This window comes from Actinophytocola sp. (assembly GCF_050699935.1).
Taxonomy (GTDB): Bacteria; Actinomycetota; Actinomycetes; order Mycobacteriales; family Pseudonocardiaceae; genus Actinophytocola.
The window spans coordinates 133755-148577 of the sequence record NZ_JBOHGB010000003.1; the positions used below are offsets into that span (position 1 = coordinate 133755).

Below are 14823 nucleotides of genomic sequence, written 5' to 3' on the forward strand. Positions count from 1 at the left end.
CCAACCCGAGAGAGCTCACGACGTAGACCGTCACCGTACGGCTTGCCGGCCGAGTGCGGTACTCGGGGCCGGGTGGTTTCGGTGCTGCGTGGTCGCTTCGTCGCTCGCTGACTCGCGGCCCCTGTCTTTTCTTTGTTGACAAAGATAAGAGAGAAATACAGCCGTAGTAATAGGGCCTGTGGGTTGTGTGGACAACGCTCGTCCGCGCACGTCGTCCCGCGCGTCCGGTTGTGGATGAACCTGGTATCGGATCGGTGGACAACTCGGCGGCCCGGTGGATGGTTCGCGATCGCACGAGAGTTGTCCACATGACGCCCGAAGTTGCCCACAGCACGGTCCCCAGACTTGGCCCGGTTCGTACCCAAGTCATGCACAGGGTCGGGGATGGTCATGTATCCCCTTTCCGGGTGATGCCAAGCGGTCGCGCGGGAAGTGGTTGCCACACAAGCAAGTTCGCGTCAGCCGCGTGCGCGTTGCTTGATACGACTGGTGAGTTCCTGCACCTGGTCGTAGATCCGGCGCCGTTCCGCCATCTCCTTGCGGATCTTCTTCTCCGCGTGCATGACCGTCGTGTGGTCGCGACCGCCGAACGTCTGCCCGATCTTCGGCAGCGACAGGTCGGTCAGCTCGCGGCACAGGTACATCGAGATCTGCCGGGCCTGCGCGAGCGCCTTCGTCTTCCCCGGCCCACAAAGATCATCGATCGACACGGAGAAGAACTCCGCGGTCACCGCCATGATCGTCGACGCACTGATCTCCGGTACCTGAGAGTCGGGGATCAGGTCCCGCAACACGATCTCGGCGAGGCCGACGTCGACCGGTTGCTGGTTGAGGGAGGCGAACGCGGTCACGCGGATGAGCGCGCCCTCGAGCTCGCGGATGTTGTGCTCGATGCGGGCGGCGATGAACTCCAGCACCTCGGCGGGCGCGGCGAGGCGATCCTGCGCGGCCTTCTTGCGCAGGATCGCGATCCGCGTCTCGAGCTCGGGCGGCTGGATGTCGGTGATGAGGCCCCACTCGAACCGCGTGCGCAGTCGATCTTCCAGCGTTTCCAACCGCTTCGGCGGCCGGTCGGAGGACACCACGATCTGCTTGTTGGCGTTGTGCAGCGTGTTGAAGGTGTGGAAGAACTCCTCCTGGGTTCCTTCCTTCCCCTCCAGGAACTGGATGTCGTCCACCAGCAGGATGTCGATGTCGCGGTACCGCCGCTGGAACGCGACCTTGCGGTCGTCGCGCAGCGAGTTGATGAAGTCGTTGGTGAACTCCTCGGTCGACACGTACCGCACGCGCATGCCGGGGAAGAGTCGTTGCGCGTAGTGGCCGACCGCGTGCAGCAGGTGCGTCTTGCCGAGCCCGGACTCCCCCCAGATGAACAACGGGTTGTACGCGCGGGCGGGCGCTTCCGCGACGGCGACCGCCGCGGCGTGCGCGAAGCGGTTCGAGGCGCCGATGACGAAGGTGTCGAACGTGTACTTCTCGTTCAGCCGCGTCTTCGACGTCTGCGGCTGCGCCGGCGCGGTGAACGGCTGACCGCTGGACGGCTGGGTTCCGGTGAACGTCGGCCAGATCTCGTGGACGGTGGCGAGTGCCTCGCCCTCCTCGTCCACCTCCTCGCCGTCGGAGTTGTTGTCGCCGCCGTCGCTACCGTTGTCGGATCCGCTTCCGTTGTCGGACGCGTTGTCGGACAGGGGGGCGCTCGTCGTGTCGGACTCGCCGACCGGCGGCAGGATCGAGGTACGCGGGGGCAGCACGGCGTTGGGGCGCACGCCTCCGGCGCTCGTGTCCCCATTGGACGGTGCGGACGGCGTGACGGCGACCGGTGCCGGGATGGGCGCGCTCGCCGTCGGCGTCATCGGATCCACCCTGACCGCGAGCGAGACCGCGCGGCCAAGCCGTCGGGAGAGCGCGTCGGTGATCGGTTCGCGGAGTGCCCGCTCGATCGCGTCCTTGGCGAAGTCACTCGGCGCGGCGAGCAACGCGGTGCCGTCGAGCAGGCCGATCGGTCGCGTCACGCGCATCCATGCTCGCTGCTGGGGGGAAAGCGTGCCGGCAGACAGCTCCCGCACGACCTGTTCCCAGACCACACCCAGATTCACCTGCTCGGACACCTACGAGCTCCCCTCCCCTCGTCGGCCTTCGGTCATGACCAACCCTCCGACCACCCCGAACCACTCACCTGCGCGGTGAGCTCGGTCGCGCCCCGACCACGGGAAGCATCCACAGGGTTGTCCACAACTGTGCACGAAGGTACGACGCACCGCAGCGGCACCCCGCCGGAGGCCCGACATAACTTGCGCGGCGCAGCAGGGCTCCCACTCCCATCTGGCCAACCAAGAGCACGCACGCTAACAAGCGCCGCGCTATGCCACAAGATGTGTTCTGTAGCAAGCATCTGACCGTACGCGGCGTGTCGCCGAGCGGATGCGGCGGGCCGGCTACCGGCACCCGGATGGAAGCCGCTGATCGGGGGTGCGTAGCCTTATAAGGTCTCCCGCGAGGTGTGGGTGAGTTCTGCGCGCCGCCCGTCGGTAGACCGGGGGGCGTTGGGGCCGGGACGCCGGCGGGGACGAGAACTTTGGCGAGCCAGTCATCGGGAGATCCACCGTGAGCAAGCGTACTTTCCAGCCGAACAACCGCCGCCGGTCGCGGACCCACGGGTTCCGGCTGCGCATGCGCACCCGCGCCGGACGGGCGATCGTCGCTGCTCGCCGTGCCAAGGGCCGCAAGCGCCTGTCCGCCTGACCTGCGTGCTCCCCGCGTCCGCACGACTGACCGGTAGCGACGCCTTTCGGCTGGTGACCAGGAAGGGCCGGCGAGTGGGCCGGCCCCGGCTCGTCGTTCATGTGATCACGGCCGAAGAAGTCGCTCGACTCGGTGTGGGCGCGTCCGGCCGCACCCGGGTGGGTTTCGTGGTCAGCAAGGCCGTGGGGAACTCCGTCGTCCGCCATCGCGTGACGCGCCGCTTACGTCATCTGTTCCGGGATCGGCTCGGAACCGTTCCGCCCGGCTGCACGTTGGTCGTTCGAGCGCTCCCGCCCGCAGCGGACGCGGCGAGCGCCGAACTCGGCAATGACATCGACTCCGCGCTGCGGAGGTTGCGACTGGCGGTCGGCGATAGCGGTGGTGCGCAGTGAGCCTCACGCATGAACATGACGTCGTGCCCGGCCCGGACCCCGCGCCCGCACGCCGTCCCGGCCCGGTGGCCCGGCTGCTGCTGGCCCCCATCCATTTCTACCGCCGGTGGATCTCGCCGATCCTTCCGCCCACCTGCCGGTTCGAGCCGAGCTGCAGCGCGTACGCGGTCGAGGCGCTGACGACGCACGGCGCGCTGCGCGGCACCTGGCTCACCGTGTGGCGGCTCGCCCGCTGCGCCCCGTGGGGTCGCGCCGGCTACGACCCGGTGCCGCCACGGCGTGACTCGAACCCGGCCACGCGTCCGGTCACGCCCACGACGGTGCCCACGAACGATGACCGCGGTGGGTCGGGGACGCCAAGCCCGGCCCGTCACACCCTCGCCAAGGAGTAGCTCCCGTGCTCGACTTCATCTACTACCCCGTGTCCTTCATTCTGTGGTGCTGGCACTGGGTGTTCGGGCACGTCTTCGGTGAGGCCAGTGGTGTCGCATGGGCGCTGGGCATCATGTTCCTCGTCTTCACCCTGCGCGCGATCATGTACAAGCCGTTCGTGAAGCAGGTCCGCTCGATGCGCGCGATGCAGGAGTTCGCGCCCGAGATGAAGAAGATCCAGAAGAAGTACGCGAACGACCGCCAGCGCCAGGCGCAGGAGATGCAGAAGCTTCAGCGCGAGCACGGGTTCAGCCCGCTTGGCGGCTGCCTGCCGATGCTGCTGCAGATCCCGGTCTTCATCGGCCTCTTCCACGTGCTGCGCTCGTTCGCGCCCGGCAAGACCGAGAACTACTTCTTCGACGAGCAGGGTGTCGCCTCCTACATCGCGGCGAACCTCTTCGGGGCCCGGCTGTCGAACTTCATCACTCAGCCGAGGGAGGAGCTCGAGGCGCTTGGCGCGAACTTCCCCGCGGTTGTCCTGGTGTCGATCCCGCTCATGATCCTCGCGAGCGCGCTGACCCATCTGACCGCCCGGCACTCGGTCGCGCGGCAGAACCCCGACGCGGCCACGCCGCAGACCGCGATCATGAACAAGCTCACCCTGTACATCTTCCCGTTGGGTGTGCTGATCTTCGGTCTGTTCTTCCCCATCGGTCTGCTCCTCTACTGGCTCGCGAACAACACCTGGACGCTGGCGCAGCAGCGGATCGTGTACCGCCGGATCGACTCCGAGGAGGAGGAGAAGAAGACGGCGGCGATCGAGAAGCGGAGCAACCTCGCGCCGAAGCCGGGTCAGCGGCCGACCCAGTCCAAGAAGCGTCCCACCGGCACGCAGAGCGGCACGGCGAAGTCGACCGGCGCCACAAAGTCGGGCACCGAGAAGTCGGCCACCGAGAAGTCCGCCACCGAGAAGTCGGGTACCGCCAAGTCCGGGACCGCCAAGTCGGGTACGACCAAGTCGGGTACCGGTAAGCCGGGCACGGCCAAGCCCGGGACGAACAAGCCGGGCACCGCCAAGTCCGGCACGGCGAAACCGGGCACGACCAAGTCGCCCGGTGACACCTCGAAGCCGTCCGGTAACGGCGTTGCGGACAAGGGTGCCGACGGCAGCACAGTTTCCGGTCTGAGCTCAGACCGTTCCCGCAAGAAGAACACAGGCCGGAAGAACCGCTGACGCGGCACGTCCGGACCTGGAGAGGAGAGGCCGTGCCGGAGACGGTGCAGGAGTCGGGGCCCGAGGACGAGGCCAAGCCGGTCGAGGATTCGGTGGCTGAGATGGACGGCGAGGTGATCGCCGAGTCGGAGGCCGACGAGGATCGCAGCGACGACGAGGGTGAGGACGCCAGCGATCGCTCGGAAGGCTCGAACGAGGATCTGCTCGTTCGGGAGGGCGACATCGCCGGCGACTATCTGGAGCGGCTGCTCGACCTCGTCGACTACGACGGCGACATCGACCTCGACGTCGAGGCCAGCCGTGCGGTAGTGAGCATCGACGGTGGCGACGACTTGGAGAGGCTCGTCGGCCCGCGGGGCAACGTGCTCGAGGCGCTCCAGGAGCTGACGCGGCTCGCCGTGCAGCAGGAGACGGGGGCCCGGAGTCGGCTCATGCTCGACATCGCGGGCTGGCGTGCGGACCGTCGGCAGGAGCTCCGGGATCTGGGTCGGGCGACGGCGGAGCGCGTGCTGGCCGGCGACGACCGGATCCGGCTGCAGCCGATGACGCCGTTCGAGCGCAAGGTCGTCCATGACGCGGTCGCGGCAGTGGACGGCGTGCACAGCGAGAGCGAGGGCGAAGACCCCCGGCGACGCGTCGTGGTGTTCCGCAAGCCCTGACGGTCTCGCTTCGTTCCACGTGAAACAACGGACCAAGGCGAGGAGACCGCGAGGGTGGCAGAGACGCCATCGGCGCCCGCTCCCCCGGAGTCCGCTTCGACCATCTTTGGTGACGCCTTGCCGGCGGCGGTGCGGTTCACTGAACTGCTCGCCGCCGTCGGCATGGAGCGAGGCCTTATCGGACCGCGTGAGGTCGATCGGCTGTGGGATCGCCATCTTCTGAACTCGGCCGTGGTCGGTGAGCGGATCCCGAACGGCGTACGCGTCATCGACATCGGATCGGGTGCCGGGCTGCCGGGCGTGCCGCTCTGCTTGGCTAGACCGGATCTGGACGTCACACTGTTGGAGCCGATGGCTCGCCGCGTGGTGTGGCTGGAGGAAGTCGTCGACGCGTTACGGCTGTCGTCGGCGACCGTCGTGCGCGGGCGCGCCGAGGAGCCAGGCATCAAGCGACGGCTGTCGGGTGCCGATGTTGTGATCGCGCGTGCGGTCGCTCCACTGGACCGATTGTGGAACTGGGCCGCTCCCCTGCTGCGGCAGGGCGGACAGCTCGTCGCACTCAAGGGTGAGACCGCGGCGGCGGAGGCGGCACGCGACGGCGGCGCGGTGAAACGGGCGGGTGGTTCGCTCCCCGTTGTCGAGCGGTGTGGCGTCGACCTGTTGGAGACGCCGACGACCATCATCGTCGTGGAGCGTGTCGGCGTGCGAGGGCGTGATGGGGCCCGTGGCCGTCGTCCGCAACGCACGAGGAAGGATCAGGCTTAGCAAAGATGGATGTTTCACGTGAAACAGAGGTGGGTCGAGCGGTGAGTGGGCGACACGTTCAGCAGTCGGATCAGGTCATGCACGAGACCGTCGAGGCGGCGCAGGCGGTGTCGGGGTGGACGCCCATCGCCGATGAGGCCGAGCGCGCGACCCGCATGCTGCACCCGAAGGACATGCTGCCGCGCCCGCCGCGCCGCCGGGTGATGACCGTGGCGAACCAGAAGGGCGGCGTCGGCAAGACGACCAGCGCGGTGAACCTCGCCGCGGCGCTCGCCATGCACGGGCTCAAGGTGCTCGTGATCGACCTCGACCCGCAGGGCAACGCCAGCACCGCGCTCGGCGTCGACCACCGGTCCGGCGTGCCGTCGATCTACGAGGTGTTGATCGGCGAGGCGTCACTCACGGACGCCGCCGCGGTGAGCGACCAGTCGGACAACCTCTACTGCGTGCCGGCCACTATCGACCTCGCCGGTGCGGAGATCGAGCTCGTCGTGATGGAGGGCCGCGAGTCCCGGCTCAAGGAGGCGCTGCCCACCGGTGCGCTGGACGAGCTGAACCCGGACTACGTCTTCATCGACTGCCCACCGTCGCTCGGCCTGCTGACCGTCAACGCGATGGTCGCGGCCGAGGAGGTGCTCATCCCGATCCAGTGCGAGTACTACGCGCTGGAAGGTCTCTCCCAGCTGCTGCGCAACATCGAGCTGGTGCAGAACCACCTGAACCCCAACCTGCAGGTGTCGACCATCCTGCTCACCATGTACGACGGGCGCACCAAGCTCGCTGACCAGGTGACCGCGGAGGTGCGGAAGCACTTCGGCGACACGGTCTTGCGTACCGTGATCCCCAGGAGCGTGAAGGTGTCCGAGGCGCCCGGTTTCGGGCAAACGGTGCTCGCGTACGACCCGGGGTCCCGGGGCGCGATGAGCTACCTCGACGCGGCGAGGGAGATGGCCGAACGTGGCTTCGGCGAGGAGTAACGACGTATGAGTGAGCGTAAAGGCGGGCTGGGCCGAGGCCTCGCCGCGCTGATCCCGCAGGGACCGGCCGGGGAACCCGATGGCGCGGTGAAGCTGCCGAAGCCACCGGCCCGACCGGCGGCCGCGGGCGGCACCGCGCCGGCGGCGCCGAGCGGTTCGGTGGCCGGGGCCGTGTACCGGGAGATCTCGACAGACGCGATCCAGGCGAACCCGAAGCAGCCCCGGCAGGTCTTCGACGAGGACGCGCTGGGCGAGCTCGAGCATTCGATCCGCGAGTTCGGCCTCATGCAGCCCATCGTCGTGCGTGAGCTGGGCGGCGGCTCGTACGAGCTCGTCATGGGCGAGCGCCGCCTGCGTGCGGCGCAGCAGGCGGACATGGCCACGATCCCGGCCATCGTCCGGCAGACCGCGGACGACGCGATGCTCCGCGACGCGTTGCTGGAGAACATCCACCGCGTCCAGCTGAACCCGCTCGAGGAGGCGGCGGCCTACCAGCAGCTGCTCGACGAGTTCGAGGTGACGCACGACGAGCTGGCGTCGCGCATCGGGCGCAGCCGCCCGGTCATCACCAACACGATCCGCCTGCTCAAGCTCCCCCTCCCCGTGCAGCGCCGGGTCGCCGCCGGCGTGCTGTCGTCCGGGCACGCCCGCGCGCTGCTCGGACTGGACGACGCCGGCTCCCAGGAGGAGCTCGCCGCCCGGATCGTCGCCGAGGGGCTGTCGGTCCGCGCCACCGAGGAGGCCGTCACCCTGCTCAAGAACGCGGCACCGCCCAAGCGGAAGCAGGCTCCCCGCAAACCGATGCAGGCGCCGGGTCTGCAGGATGTCGCCGAGCGGCTCTCCAACACGTTCGACACCCGGGTGAAGGTCGAACTGGGCCGCCGCAAGGGCAAGATCGTGGTCGAGTTCGGGTCCGTGGACGATCTTGAGCGGATCGTCGAGCTGATGGGGCAGAACGGTGCAAATCGGACATCGGAATCCGATTAGGGGATCACCCTGGGTACTTATGTCACGGTGACGATGGCGCAATGTGCCTGGTTGATCACCGTGAGCGTTCGACCGCTCGCTCGATCAGATCGACGTAGATGTCACCGAGTGAGCGGCCGGCGACCTCGATCGCCATCGGCAGGAGCGAGGTCTCGGTCAGCCCCGGCGAGGAGTTGACCTCCAGGAAGTAGACCGTTCCATCGCCGGCCACGATCGCGTCGGTCCGGGACACGTCGCGCAACCCAAGCAGCCGGTGCGCCGCGACCGCGAGGTCGGCGACCGCCGCGGCGGCGCGGTCGTCGAGCCGGGCCGGTGTGTGGAAGTTGGTCAGCCCGGCCGTGTACCGGGCGGTGTAGTCGTAGACACCGCGCTCCGGCACGATCTCCACGGCCGGCATCGCCTCGGGTCCGTCCGGCCCGTCGATCACCGTGACCGCCACCTCGACGCCCTCGACGAACCGCTCGGCGAGCACGGTCTCGGAGTAGGCCAGACAGCCGACCATCGCCGCCGGCAGGTCCGCCGCGTCACACACCACCTGCGCGCCCAGCGCGGAGCCGCCCTGCTCCGGCTTGAGCATCAGCGGCAGCCCGAGCCGGTCGACCATGGCGGTCAGCACCGGCTGTGCCCCGAGCTCCCGGAACGTGCTGTGCGGCAGCACCATCCACTCCGGAGTGGCCAGCCCGGCACGGGCCAGCTCGGTCTTCGCGGTCGGCTTGTCCCACGCGCGCCGGCAGGCGTGCGAGTCGGCGCCGACGTAGGGCACGTCGAGCATCTCCAGCACCGTCTGGATCGAGCCGCCTTCACCCTCGCCGCCGTGCAGGGCGACGACGACGGCGTCCGGCCGGTGCTGGCGCAGCCGTGGAAGCAGCGACGAGTCGGCGTCCCACTCCTCGACGGTCACGCCGGCTGAGCGCAGCGCGGCGGACAGCCGGCGGCCCGAACGCAACGACACGTCCCGCTCGTGGGAGAGCCCGCCGGACAGCACCGCCACACTACGATCGGACACGAGACACTCCTCCACCATCCACAACGGACTGTCCATTGCGGCCGTACACAGTGCCCACCGACAGCGTTTGCCTTGCCGCGTAAGGAAAACTACGCGGTGTCGGGCGCCGGCACCTGCGGGCCGGAGCCCGGCCGCTGGTTGATCGGACCGAACGTCGCGGCGAGCTCCAGCTCGTCGGACAGCACGGCCGAGAGCCGGCGCACCCCCTCGGTGATCCGCTCCGGGGTCGGGTAGCAGAAGGACAACCGCATCTGGCGGCTGCCCAGACCGTCAGCGTAGAACCCGGTGCCGGACACGTACGCGACGCGTGCGGTCACCGCCCGAGGCAGCATCGCCTTGGTGTCGACGCCGCCCGGCACGGTCAGCCACACGAAGAAGCCGCCGTCGGGCACGGTCCACGAGCAGCCGTCCGGCAGGTGCTGCTCGAGCGCGGCGATCATCGCGTCCCGCCGCTCGCGGTAGGCCTGCTGGAACGACTTGATCTGACCCCGCCAGTCATGGGTCGCGAGATAGCGGGAGACGATCATCTGGTTCAACGTGGGCGGGCACAGCGTGGCCGACTCGGCCGCGAGCATCAGCTTCTCCCGCACCGCGTGCGGCGCGAGCGTCCACCCGACGCGCAGCCCGGCGGCGAACGTCTTCGAGAACGAGCCGAGGTAGACGACGTTGTCCGGGTCCATCGACCGCAGCGCCGGGTAGGTCTGCCCGTCGAAGCCGAGCAGCCCGTACGGGTTGTCCTCGACCACGAGGATCCCGTGACGGGCGCAGATCTCGAGGATCTCGGCCCGGCGCGGCACGCTCAGCGTGACCCCGGCCGGGTTGTGGAAGTTGGGGATCGTGTAGAGGAACTTCACCCGCCTGCCGGCCGCCTCGCAGGCCGTGATCGCCTCGCGGAGCGCCTCGGGCACCAGGCCGTGCTCGTCCATCGCCACGTGGACCACGCCGGTCTGGTAGGCGGTGAACGTGCCGAGCGCGCCGACGTAGGACGGCCCCTCGGCGAGCACGACGTCACCCGGGTCGCAGAAGATCCGGGTGACCATGTCGAGTGCCATCTGCGAGCCGACGGTCACCACGACGTCGTCGGGATGCCCGCGGACCTCCTCCAGCGCCATGACCTCGCAGATCTGGTCCCGCAGCTCCGGCAGCCCGTGCGCGGACCCGTACTGCAGCGCCACCAGCCCGTCCGCACTGACCAGGTCGGCGATCTCGGTGGACAGCGAGTCGAGCGGGAGCGCGGTGAGGTTGGGCATGCCACCGGCCAGGGAGACGACCTCGGGCCGGCTCGCCACCGCGAAGAGCGCCCGTACCTCGGAGGCCGTCATGCCGGCCGCACGGGCGGCGTACCTGCGCAGATGGGGGTCGAGACTGCGGCTGCCCGATCTGTCGGGCGGTGGTCCCACCGAGGTCATGCGGGCTCCGTGCGAGTCGGTGCATCGGGTCGGTGCAGGTAGATCGATCGAGTGTAACCGGAGCCGTCATCCGGACCGCATTGTTTCTCCTCACGCTGGAGTGGGCTTATCCTGGCCATCGGTACGCGTTAAACGCGTGGTTCTGCTCCGCGAGGCATGCACACCGTGTGGGGAGGTACAGGGTGTCGCGACGCGTCATTGGCGTCACGCTGGACAACCTGGATGATCTGCCCAAACACAGCAGAAAGTGCGTGTATTGGGAGCTGGCGCCGCATCTGCGGGAGCAGGCGGAGGAGTTCGGCACGGCGGACCTCGAGAAGGAGGCCTGGGTTTCCAGCGTGCTGCTGGAATGGGGTTCCTGTGGCCGCATCGTCTACAGCGACCGGCTGCCGGTGGGGTTCGTGCTGTACGCCCCGCCGACGGCCGTGCCGCGTGCCTTGGCCTTCCCCACCTCGCCGCCGAGTCCGGATGCCGTCCTGCTGACCGGGTTCCACGTGCTGCCGGAGTTCCGCGGGGGTGGGCTCGGCCGCATGCTCGTCCAGGCGGTGGCGAAGGACCTCACCCGGCGTGGGGTCAAGGCGATCGAGTCCTTCGGCGACGCCCGGCCGGACGAGAACGAGCAGACCTGCGTCGTGCCGGCGGACTTTCTGCTGCGGGTCGGCTTCAAGACGGTTCGCCAGCATCCCCGCTGGCCCCGGTTGCGGCTGGAGCTGCGTAGCGCGATCTCGTGGAAGGAAGACGTCGAGGCGGCGTTGGAGCGGCTCCTGGGCACGGTCAGCGTCAGTACGGCCAGCCCGGCACTGCAGCGCTGAACCTGATCCGGCAGGCACGAACACGTTGTCCACAGGCAGCCTGTGGACAACGTGCCCGGCTGTGGACAAGCTGTGGGTTACTCGACCCTCGCCAGCTCGTGGCGGAGCACGTCGGCGAAGGTGAACGTGCCCGTGGGCTGGTCGTTCTCGCCGAGGAGGTACAGGCGTTTGACGGCGACCAGGACGCCCTCGGCGACCACGTCGCGGAAGGCCGGGTCGGACAGGCGGCGGCGGTCGTCGGGGTTGGTCAGATAGCCGATCTCGACGCGGACCGCCGGGCAGCGGGTCAGGCGCAGCGTGTCCCACGTCTTCGGGTGGGCGCGGCAGTCGCGCAGGCCGGTACGGACCGCGAGCTCGCGCTGGATGAAGCCGGCGAGGGTCTCGCCGATCGTCGACGTGCTGCCGCCCGCCGTGCCGAAGTGGAAGCTCGCCACGCCCTGGGCCAGCGGCGAGGGGTTGGCGTCCGAGTGCAGCGACAGGTACAGGTCCGCGCCGACGTCGTTCGCGAAGCTCGCCCGGTCAGCCTCGGTCGGGCACTGGTCGCGGCCGCGGGAGAGCAGGGCCTGCATGCCGGTCGCCACCATGCGGCCCTCGAGCCGTCTGGCCAGGTCCCACACGAGGTCGGCCTCGCGCACGTCGCCGACCGTCACACCGGTGTCCGAACCGCCGTGCCCGGGGTCGATCACGATCCGTTTGCCGCGCAGCCGGGGCCCCGCCTTACGCACCCGCTCCTGTTCGCGCAGCAGGACCGGCGAGCCGCCGCGGGCGCGCGGGGACAGCTGGCGCAGCGCACGCAGCGTCTCCGGGCCGCAGATGCCGTCGACCTTGAGGCCGTAGTCCCGCTGGAAGTTGCGCAGCGCGGCCTCGGTCTGCGCGCCGAACACGCCGTTCGGCCGGCCCGCGTCGTAGCCCAGCTCGAGCAGCCGCTCCTGCAGTGTCAACACGTCGTCGCCCGAGACCGGGGCCGACACCAGGTAGGCCAGCGGGCGCGCGCCCAGCTGGTAGGTGGCGTCGCGCAGCGCCCGGTAGGTGGCGGGACCCACGACGCCGTCCGTGATCAGGCCCCGTTGCTGCTGGAAGGTGCGTACCGCGTGCTCGACCGCCTTGTCGAACAGTGACCCCGACCCGTTGGACGATGGCAACAGTCCGAGCGCTGTGAGCGTGGACCGGACCTCGGCTACGGCCGGACCGTCCTCACCACGGCGGAGTACCCGCATGCACCCCTCGCTCGGGTCGGGCACCGACTCCCGGTCGGCGCGAGATGACGTCAACGCCAGGGTTGGCGAACGCGAACTACTGTGAACCCATTGTGCCTTGCCGGTGTCAGTCCGGCGCGGAGGGTCACGTGGTGCGTCGGTCCGGTGACCCTGGACACCCGGCTCACAGTGCTGAGACGTCGTACGGGGTGCTGAAGGTTGCCTCAGCCGAGGTAGTCGGACAGATCCGCGAGCAGCGCTGCCTTGGGCTTCGCGCCCACGATCTGCTTCACCGGCTCGCCGCCCTTGAACAGGATGAGCGTCGGGATCGACAGGACCTGGTAGTCACGCGCGACGGTCGGGTTGGCGTCGACGTCGAGCTTGGCGATGGTGATCTTGTCCGAGTGCTCGCCGGCGATCTCCTCGAGCACGGGGGCCACCATCCGGCAGGGACCGCACCACGTCGCCCAGAAGTCCACCAGGACTGGCTTGTCGCTGCCCAGCACGTCATCGGCGAACGAGGCGTCGGTGACGGTGACGGTGTTTCCGGCCATCTTCTCTCCTTGTGAGGTAGTCCGTCCTGGAGTCAGTTCTGCGTCTGGGCGTACCCGCCACCCACGAGCTCGGCGGCGACCTGGGCCTCGGGTGCCTCCTCGTGCTCGGCGAGCCAGCGCTCGGCGTCGATGGCGGCCGAGCAGCCGGTGCCGGCGGCGGTGATCGCCTGGCGGTACGTGCGGTCCACGAGGTCGCCGGAAGCGAACACGCCGTCGATGTTGGTGAAGGTCGTGTTCGCCGTGGTCAGGACGTAGCCCTCCTCGTCCAGGTCGAGCTGGCCGGCGACGAGGCCGCTGCGCGGGTCGTGGCCGATCGCCATGAACACGCCGGTCACGTCGAGCGTCGACTCCTCGCCGGTGACCGTGTTCCGCAGCCGCACGCCGGTCACCGAGTTCTCACCGAGCACCTCGGTGACCGCGGAGTCCAGCTGCCAGCGGATCTTCTCGTTCGCCCGCGCCCGCTCGAGCATGATCTTCGAGGCCCGGAACTCCTGGCGCCGGTGGATGATCGTGACCGAGCGCGCGAACCGGGTGAGGAAGGTGGCCTCCTCCATCGCGGAGTCGCCACCGCCGATCACGGCGATGTCCTGGTCGCGGAAGAAGAACCCGTCACAGGTCGCGCAGGCGGACACGCCGTGGCCGAGCAGCCGCTGCTCGCCGGGCACGTGCAGGTACCGCGCGGCCGCACCCATGGCCAGGATGATCGCCTTGGCGCCGTACCGGACGCCGTTCGCGGTCACGTACTTGACCGGCCCCTCGAGCTGGATCTCCTCGACGTCCTCCGTACGCAGCTCCGCGCCGAACCGCTCCGCCTGCGAGCGCATCTGCTCCATCAGGTCCGGGCCCATGATCCCGTCGCGGAAGCCGGGGTAGTTCTCGACGTCGGTGGTGGTCATCAGCGCGCCGCCGAACTGCGTCCCCTCGAACACCAGCGGCACGAGCTGGGCGCGTGCGGCGTACACGGCGGCCGTGTATCCGGCCGGTCCGGAGCCGACGACGATCACGTTGCGGACCGGCTGTTCGGTGCTGTCGATGGGCATCTGACCTCCGGGGACGGGGCGCGATCGCTTCATGCGCTTCAACGCGATCGTAGGGTGCCGTTGTTCCGTCCGGGCAGGTGACGGGCCGCACGTGCGCCCGCACGAAGAAGGCCGCGGGCGCACCCGCGGCCTTCTCGTTCGTCCGTATCGATCAGGGCACCTCGGCGTCGGCGAGGAGCTCGCCGGGGTTCTCGGTCGTGCAGGTCGGCTCCACGACGACCAGCCGGTAGTGGCCGGGCTCGGACCCGGCACCGGCGCCGAGCAACGCCGCGATGCCCTCCGCGCCGTCGATCGTGACCGGGCTGACGCCGATCGGGTCGCCCGCGGGCTTGTTGTGTGCGGCGAGGCATTCCTTCAGGCCCTGCTCGTCCTCCAGCTCGCCGTAGTCGGTGTTCCCGATCAGCGGGCCGATCGCCGCGCCGAGGTTGTCCTTGGACAGCGCCAGCGGGCCCGGCGCCGCGTCGCCCGGCGCCTCGGTGTTGGTCGGCGTGTCGCCGTCCTGTGCGCTCGGCGTACCACCGGTCTCGTTGCCCGGCAGCGCCACGAACGCGATCGCCGCGGCCGCTGCCGCCGCGGTCAGCACACCGGCGCCCCACCCGGCCATGCGGTTGCGCCGCTTCCGTGCGGCGGCGAGCTCGACGACGGGCGCGGCCGCCGGGGTGGGCGGCGTGGCGGTGG

Annotated in this window: 15 protein-coding genes and 1 pseudogene; 9 read left to right on the plus strand and 7 right to left on the minus strand. The window is 69.4% G+C overall.

Features of this window, described 5'->3' with window-relative positions:
• Positions 1-458 precede the first annotated feature (458 nt).
• Positions 459-2108, minus strand: coding sequence for a chromosomal replication initiator protein DnaA (gene dnaA / locus ACRDTB_RS02520; protein ID WP_431428217.1), 1650 nt, complete (start codon positions 2106-2108; stop codon positions 459-461).
• Between the two features lie 496 nt (positions 2109-2604).
• On the opposite strand from dnaA, the gene rpmH reads away from it, so the two are divergent.
• From rpmH to ACRDTB_RS02560, 8 genes are all read left to right on the plus strand, one after another.
• Positions 2605-2742 carry a 50S ribosomal protein L34 gene (gene rpmH, locus ACRDTB_RS02525; protein ID WP_431428218.1) on the plus strand — a complete coding sequence of 46 codons (138 nt, stop codon included), beginning with the start codon at positions 2605-2607 and terminating at the stop codon, positions 2740-2742.
• 5 nt (positions 2743-2747) lie between these two features.
• Positions 2748-3134, plus strand: a complete 387-nt coding sequence (rnpA, locus tag ACRDTB_RS02530) for a ribonuclease P protein component (RefSeq protein ID WP_431428219.1) — start codon at positions 2748-2750, stop codon at positions 3132-3134.
• The gene (gene yidD / locus ACRDTB_RS02535; RefSeq protein WP_431428220.1) at positions 3131-3526 is read left to right on the plus strand and encodes a membrane protein insertion efficiency factor YidD; all 396 of its coding nucleotides are present in this window, start codon (positions 3131-3133) and stop codon (positions 3524-3526) included. The genes rnpA and yidD overlap by 4 nt, the downstream gene beginning before the upstream one ends.
• Positions 3527-3531: 5 nt before the next feature.
• A complete protein-coding gene (gene yidC, locus ACRDTB_RS02540; RefSeq protein WP_431428221.1) occupies positions 3532-4740 on the plus strand; it encodes a membrane protein insertase YidC in 1209 nt (402 codons plus the stop codon).
• 101 nt (positions 4741-4841) lie between these two features.
• Positions 4842-5399: a protein jag gene (locus ACRDTB_RS02545; protein WP_431428249.1), complete on the plus strand. Its 558-nt coding sequence runs from the start codon at positions 4842-4844 to the stop codon at positions 5397-5399.
• A gap of 54 nt (positions 5400-5453) precedes the next feature.
• Positions 5454-6164, plus strand: a complete 711-nt coding sequence (gene rsmG, locus ACRDTB_RS02550; protein WP_431428223.1) for a 16S rRNA (guanine(527)-N(7))-methyltransferase RsmG — start codon at positions 5454-5456, stop codon at positions 6162-6164.
• A gap of 77 nt (positions 6165-6241) precedes the next feature.
• A complete protein-coding gene (locus ACRDTB_RS02555; protein ID WP_431428224.1) occupies positions 6242-7141 on the plus strand; it encodes a ParA family protein in 900 nt (299 codons plus the stop codon).
• 6 nt (positions 7142-7147) lie between these two features.
• Positions 7148-8128 carry a ParB/RepB/Spo0J family partition protein gene (locus ACRDTB_RS02560; protein ID WP_431428226.1) on the plus strand — a complete coding sequence of 327 codons (981 nt, stop codon included), beginning with the start codon at positions 7148-7150 and terminating at the stop codon, positions 8126-8128.
• A gap of 55 nt (positions 8129-8183) precedes the next feature.
• Here the strand turns inward: ACRDTB_RS02560 and ACRDTB_RS02565 are convergent, their stop codons facing one another.
• Positions 8184-9134 carry a D-alanine--D-alanine ligase family protein gene (locus ACRDTB_RS02565; protein ID WP_431428227.1) on the minus strand — a complete coding sequence of 317 codons (951 nt, stop codon included), beginning with the start codon at positions 9132-9134 and terminating at the stop codon, positions 8184-8186.
• Positions 9135-9223: 89 nt separating this feature from the next.
• Positions 9224-10543, minus strand: coding sequence for a PLP-dependent aminotransferase family protein (locus ACRDTB_RS02570; protein WP_431428229.1), 1320 nt, complete (start codon positions 10541-10543; stop codon positions 9224-9226).
• Between the two features lie 182 nt (positions 10544-10725).
• Here ACRDTB_RS02570 and ACRDTB_RS02575 point away from each other — a divergent pair, with 182 nt between their 5' ends.
• Entirely contained in the window at positions 10726-11355 is a 630-nt protein-coding gene (locus ACRDTB_RS02575; protein WP_431428231.1) for a GNAT family N-acetyltransferase, read from the plus strand.
• 77 nt (positions 11356-11432) lie between these two features.
• Here the strand turns inward: ACRDTB_RS02575 and ACRDTB_RS02580 are convergent, their stop codons facing one another.
• The 4 genes and pseudogenes from ACRDTB_RS02580 to ACRDTB_RS02595 form a co-directional block, all read right to left on the minus strand.
• Positions 11433-12572 carry an N-acetylmuramoyl-L-alanine amidase gene (locus tag ACRDTB_RS02580; protein ID WP_431428232.1) on the minus strand — a complete coding sequence of 380 codons (1140 nt, stop codon included), beginning with the start codon at positions 12570-12572 and terminating at the stop codon, positions 11433-11435.
• Positions 12573-12775: 203 nt separating this feature from the next.
• Complete coding sequence (gene trxA / locus ACRDTB_RS02585; RefSeq protein WP_431428234.1) at positions 12776-13105, minus strand: thioredoxin; 330 nt, start codon at positions 13103-13105, stop codon at positions 12776-12778.
• A 32-nt stretch (positions 13106-13137) separates the two neighbouring features.
• Positions 13138-14145: a thioredoxin-disulfide reductase gene (gene trxB / locus ACRDTB_RS02590; protein ID WP_431428235.1), complete on the minus strand. Its 1008-nt coding sequence runs from the start codon at positions 14143-14145 to the stop codon at positions 13138-13140.
• Positions 14146-14296: 151 nt separating this feature from the next.
• Positions 14297-14823 (minus strand): annotated as a pseudogene (locus ACRDTB_RS02595) (hypothetical protein); the annotation flags it as partial.

Coding starts and splice junctions, on each gene's coding strand:
- ACRDTB_RS02545 (WP_431428249.1), top strand. CDS start 4,842: ATGGACGGCGAGGTGATCGCCGAGTCGGAGGCCGACGAGGATCGCAGC.
- ACRDTB_RS02555 (WP_431428224.1), top strand. CDS start 6,242: ATGCACGAGACCGTCGAGGCGGCGCAGGCGGTGTCGGGGTGGACGCCC.
- ACRDTB_RS02560 (WP_431428226.1), top strand. CDS start 7,148: ATGAGTGAGCGTAAAGGCGGGCTGGGCCGAGGCCTCGCCGCGCTGATC.
- ACRDTB_RS02570 (WP_431428229.1), bottom strand. CDS start 10,543: ATGACCTCGGTGGGACCACCGCCCGACAGATCGGGCAGCCGCAGTCTC.
- ACRDTB_RS02580 (WP_431428232.1), bottom strand. CDS start 12,572: ATGCGGGTACTCCGCCGTGGTGAGGACGGTCCGGCCGTAGCCGAGGTC.
- trxA (WP_431428234.1), bottom strand. CDS start 13,105: ATGGCCGGAAACACCGTCACCGTCACCGACGCCTCGTTCGCCGATGAC.
- trxB (WP_431428235.1), bottom strand. CDS start 14,145: ATGCCCATCGACAGCACCGAACAGCCGGTCCGCAACGTGATCGTCGTC.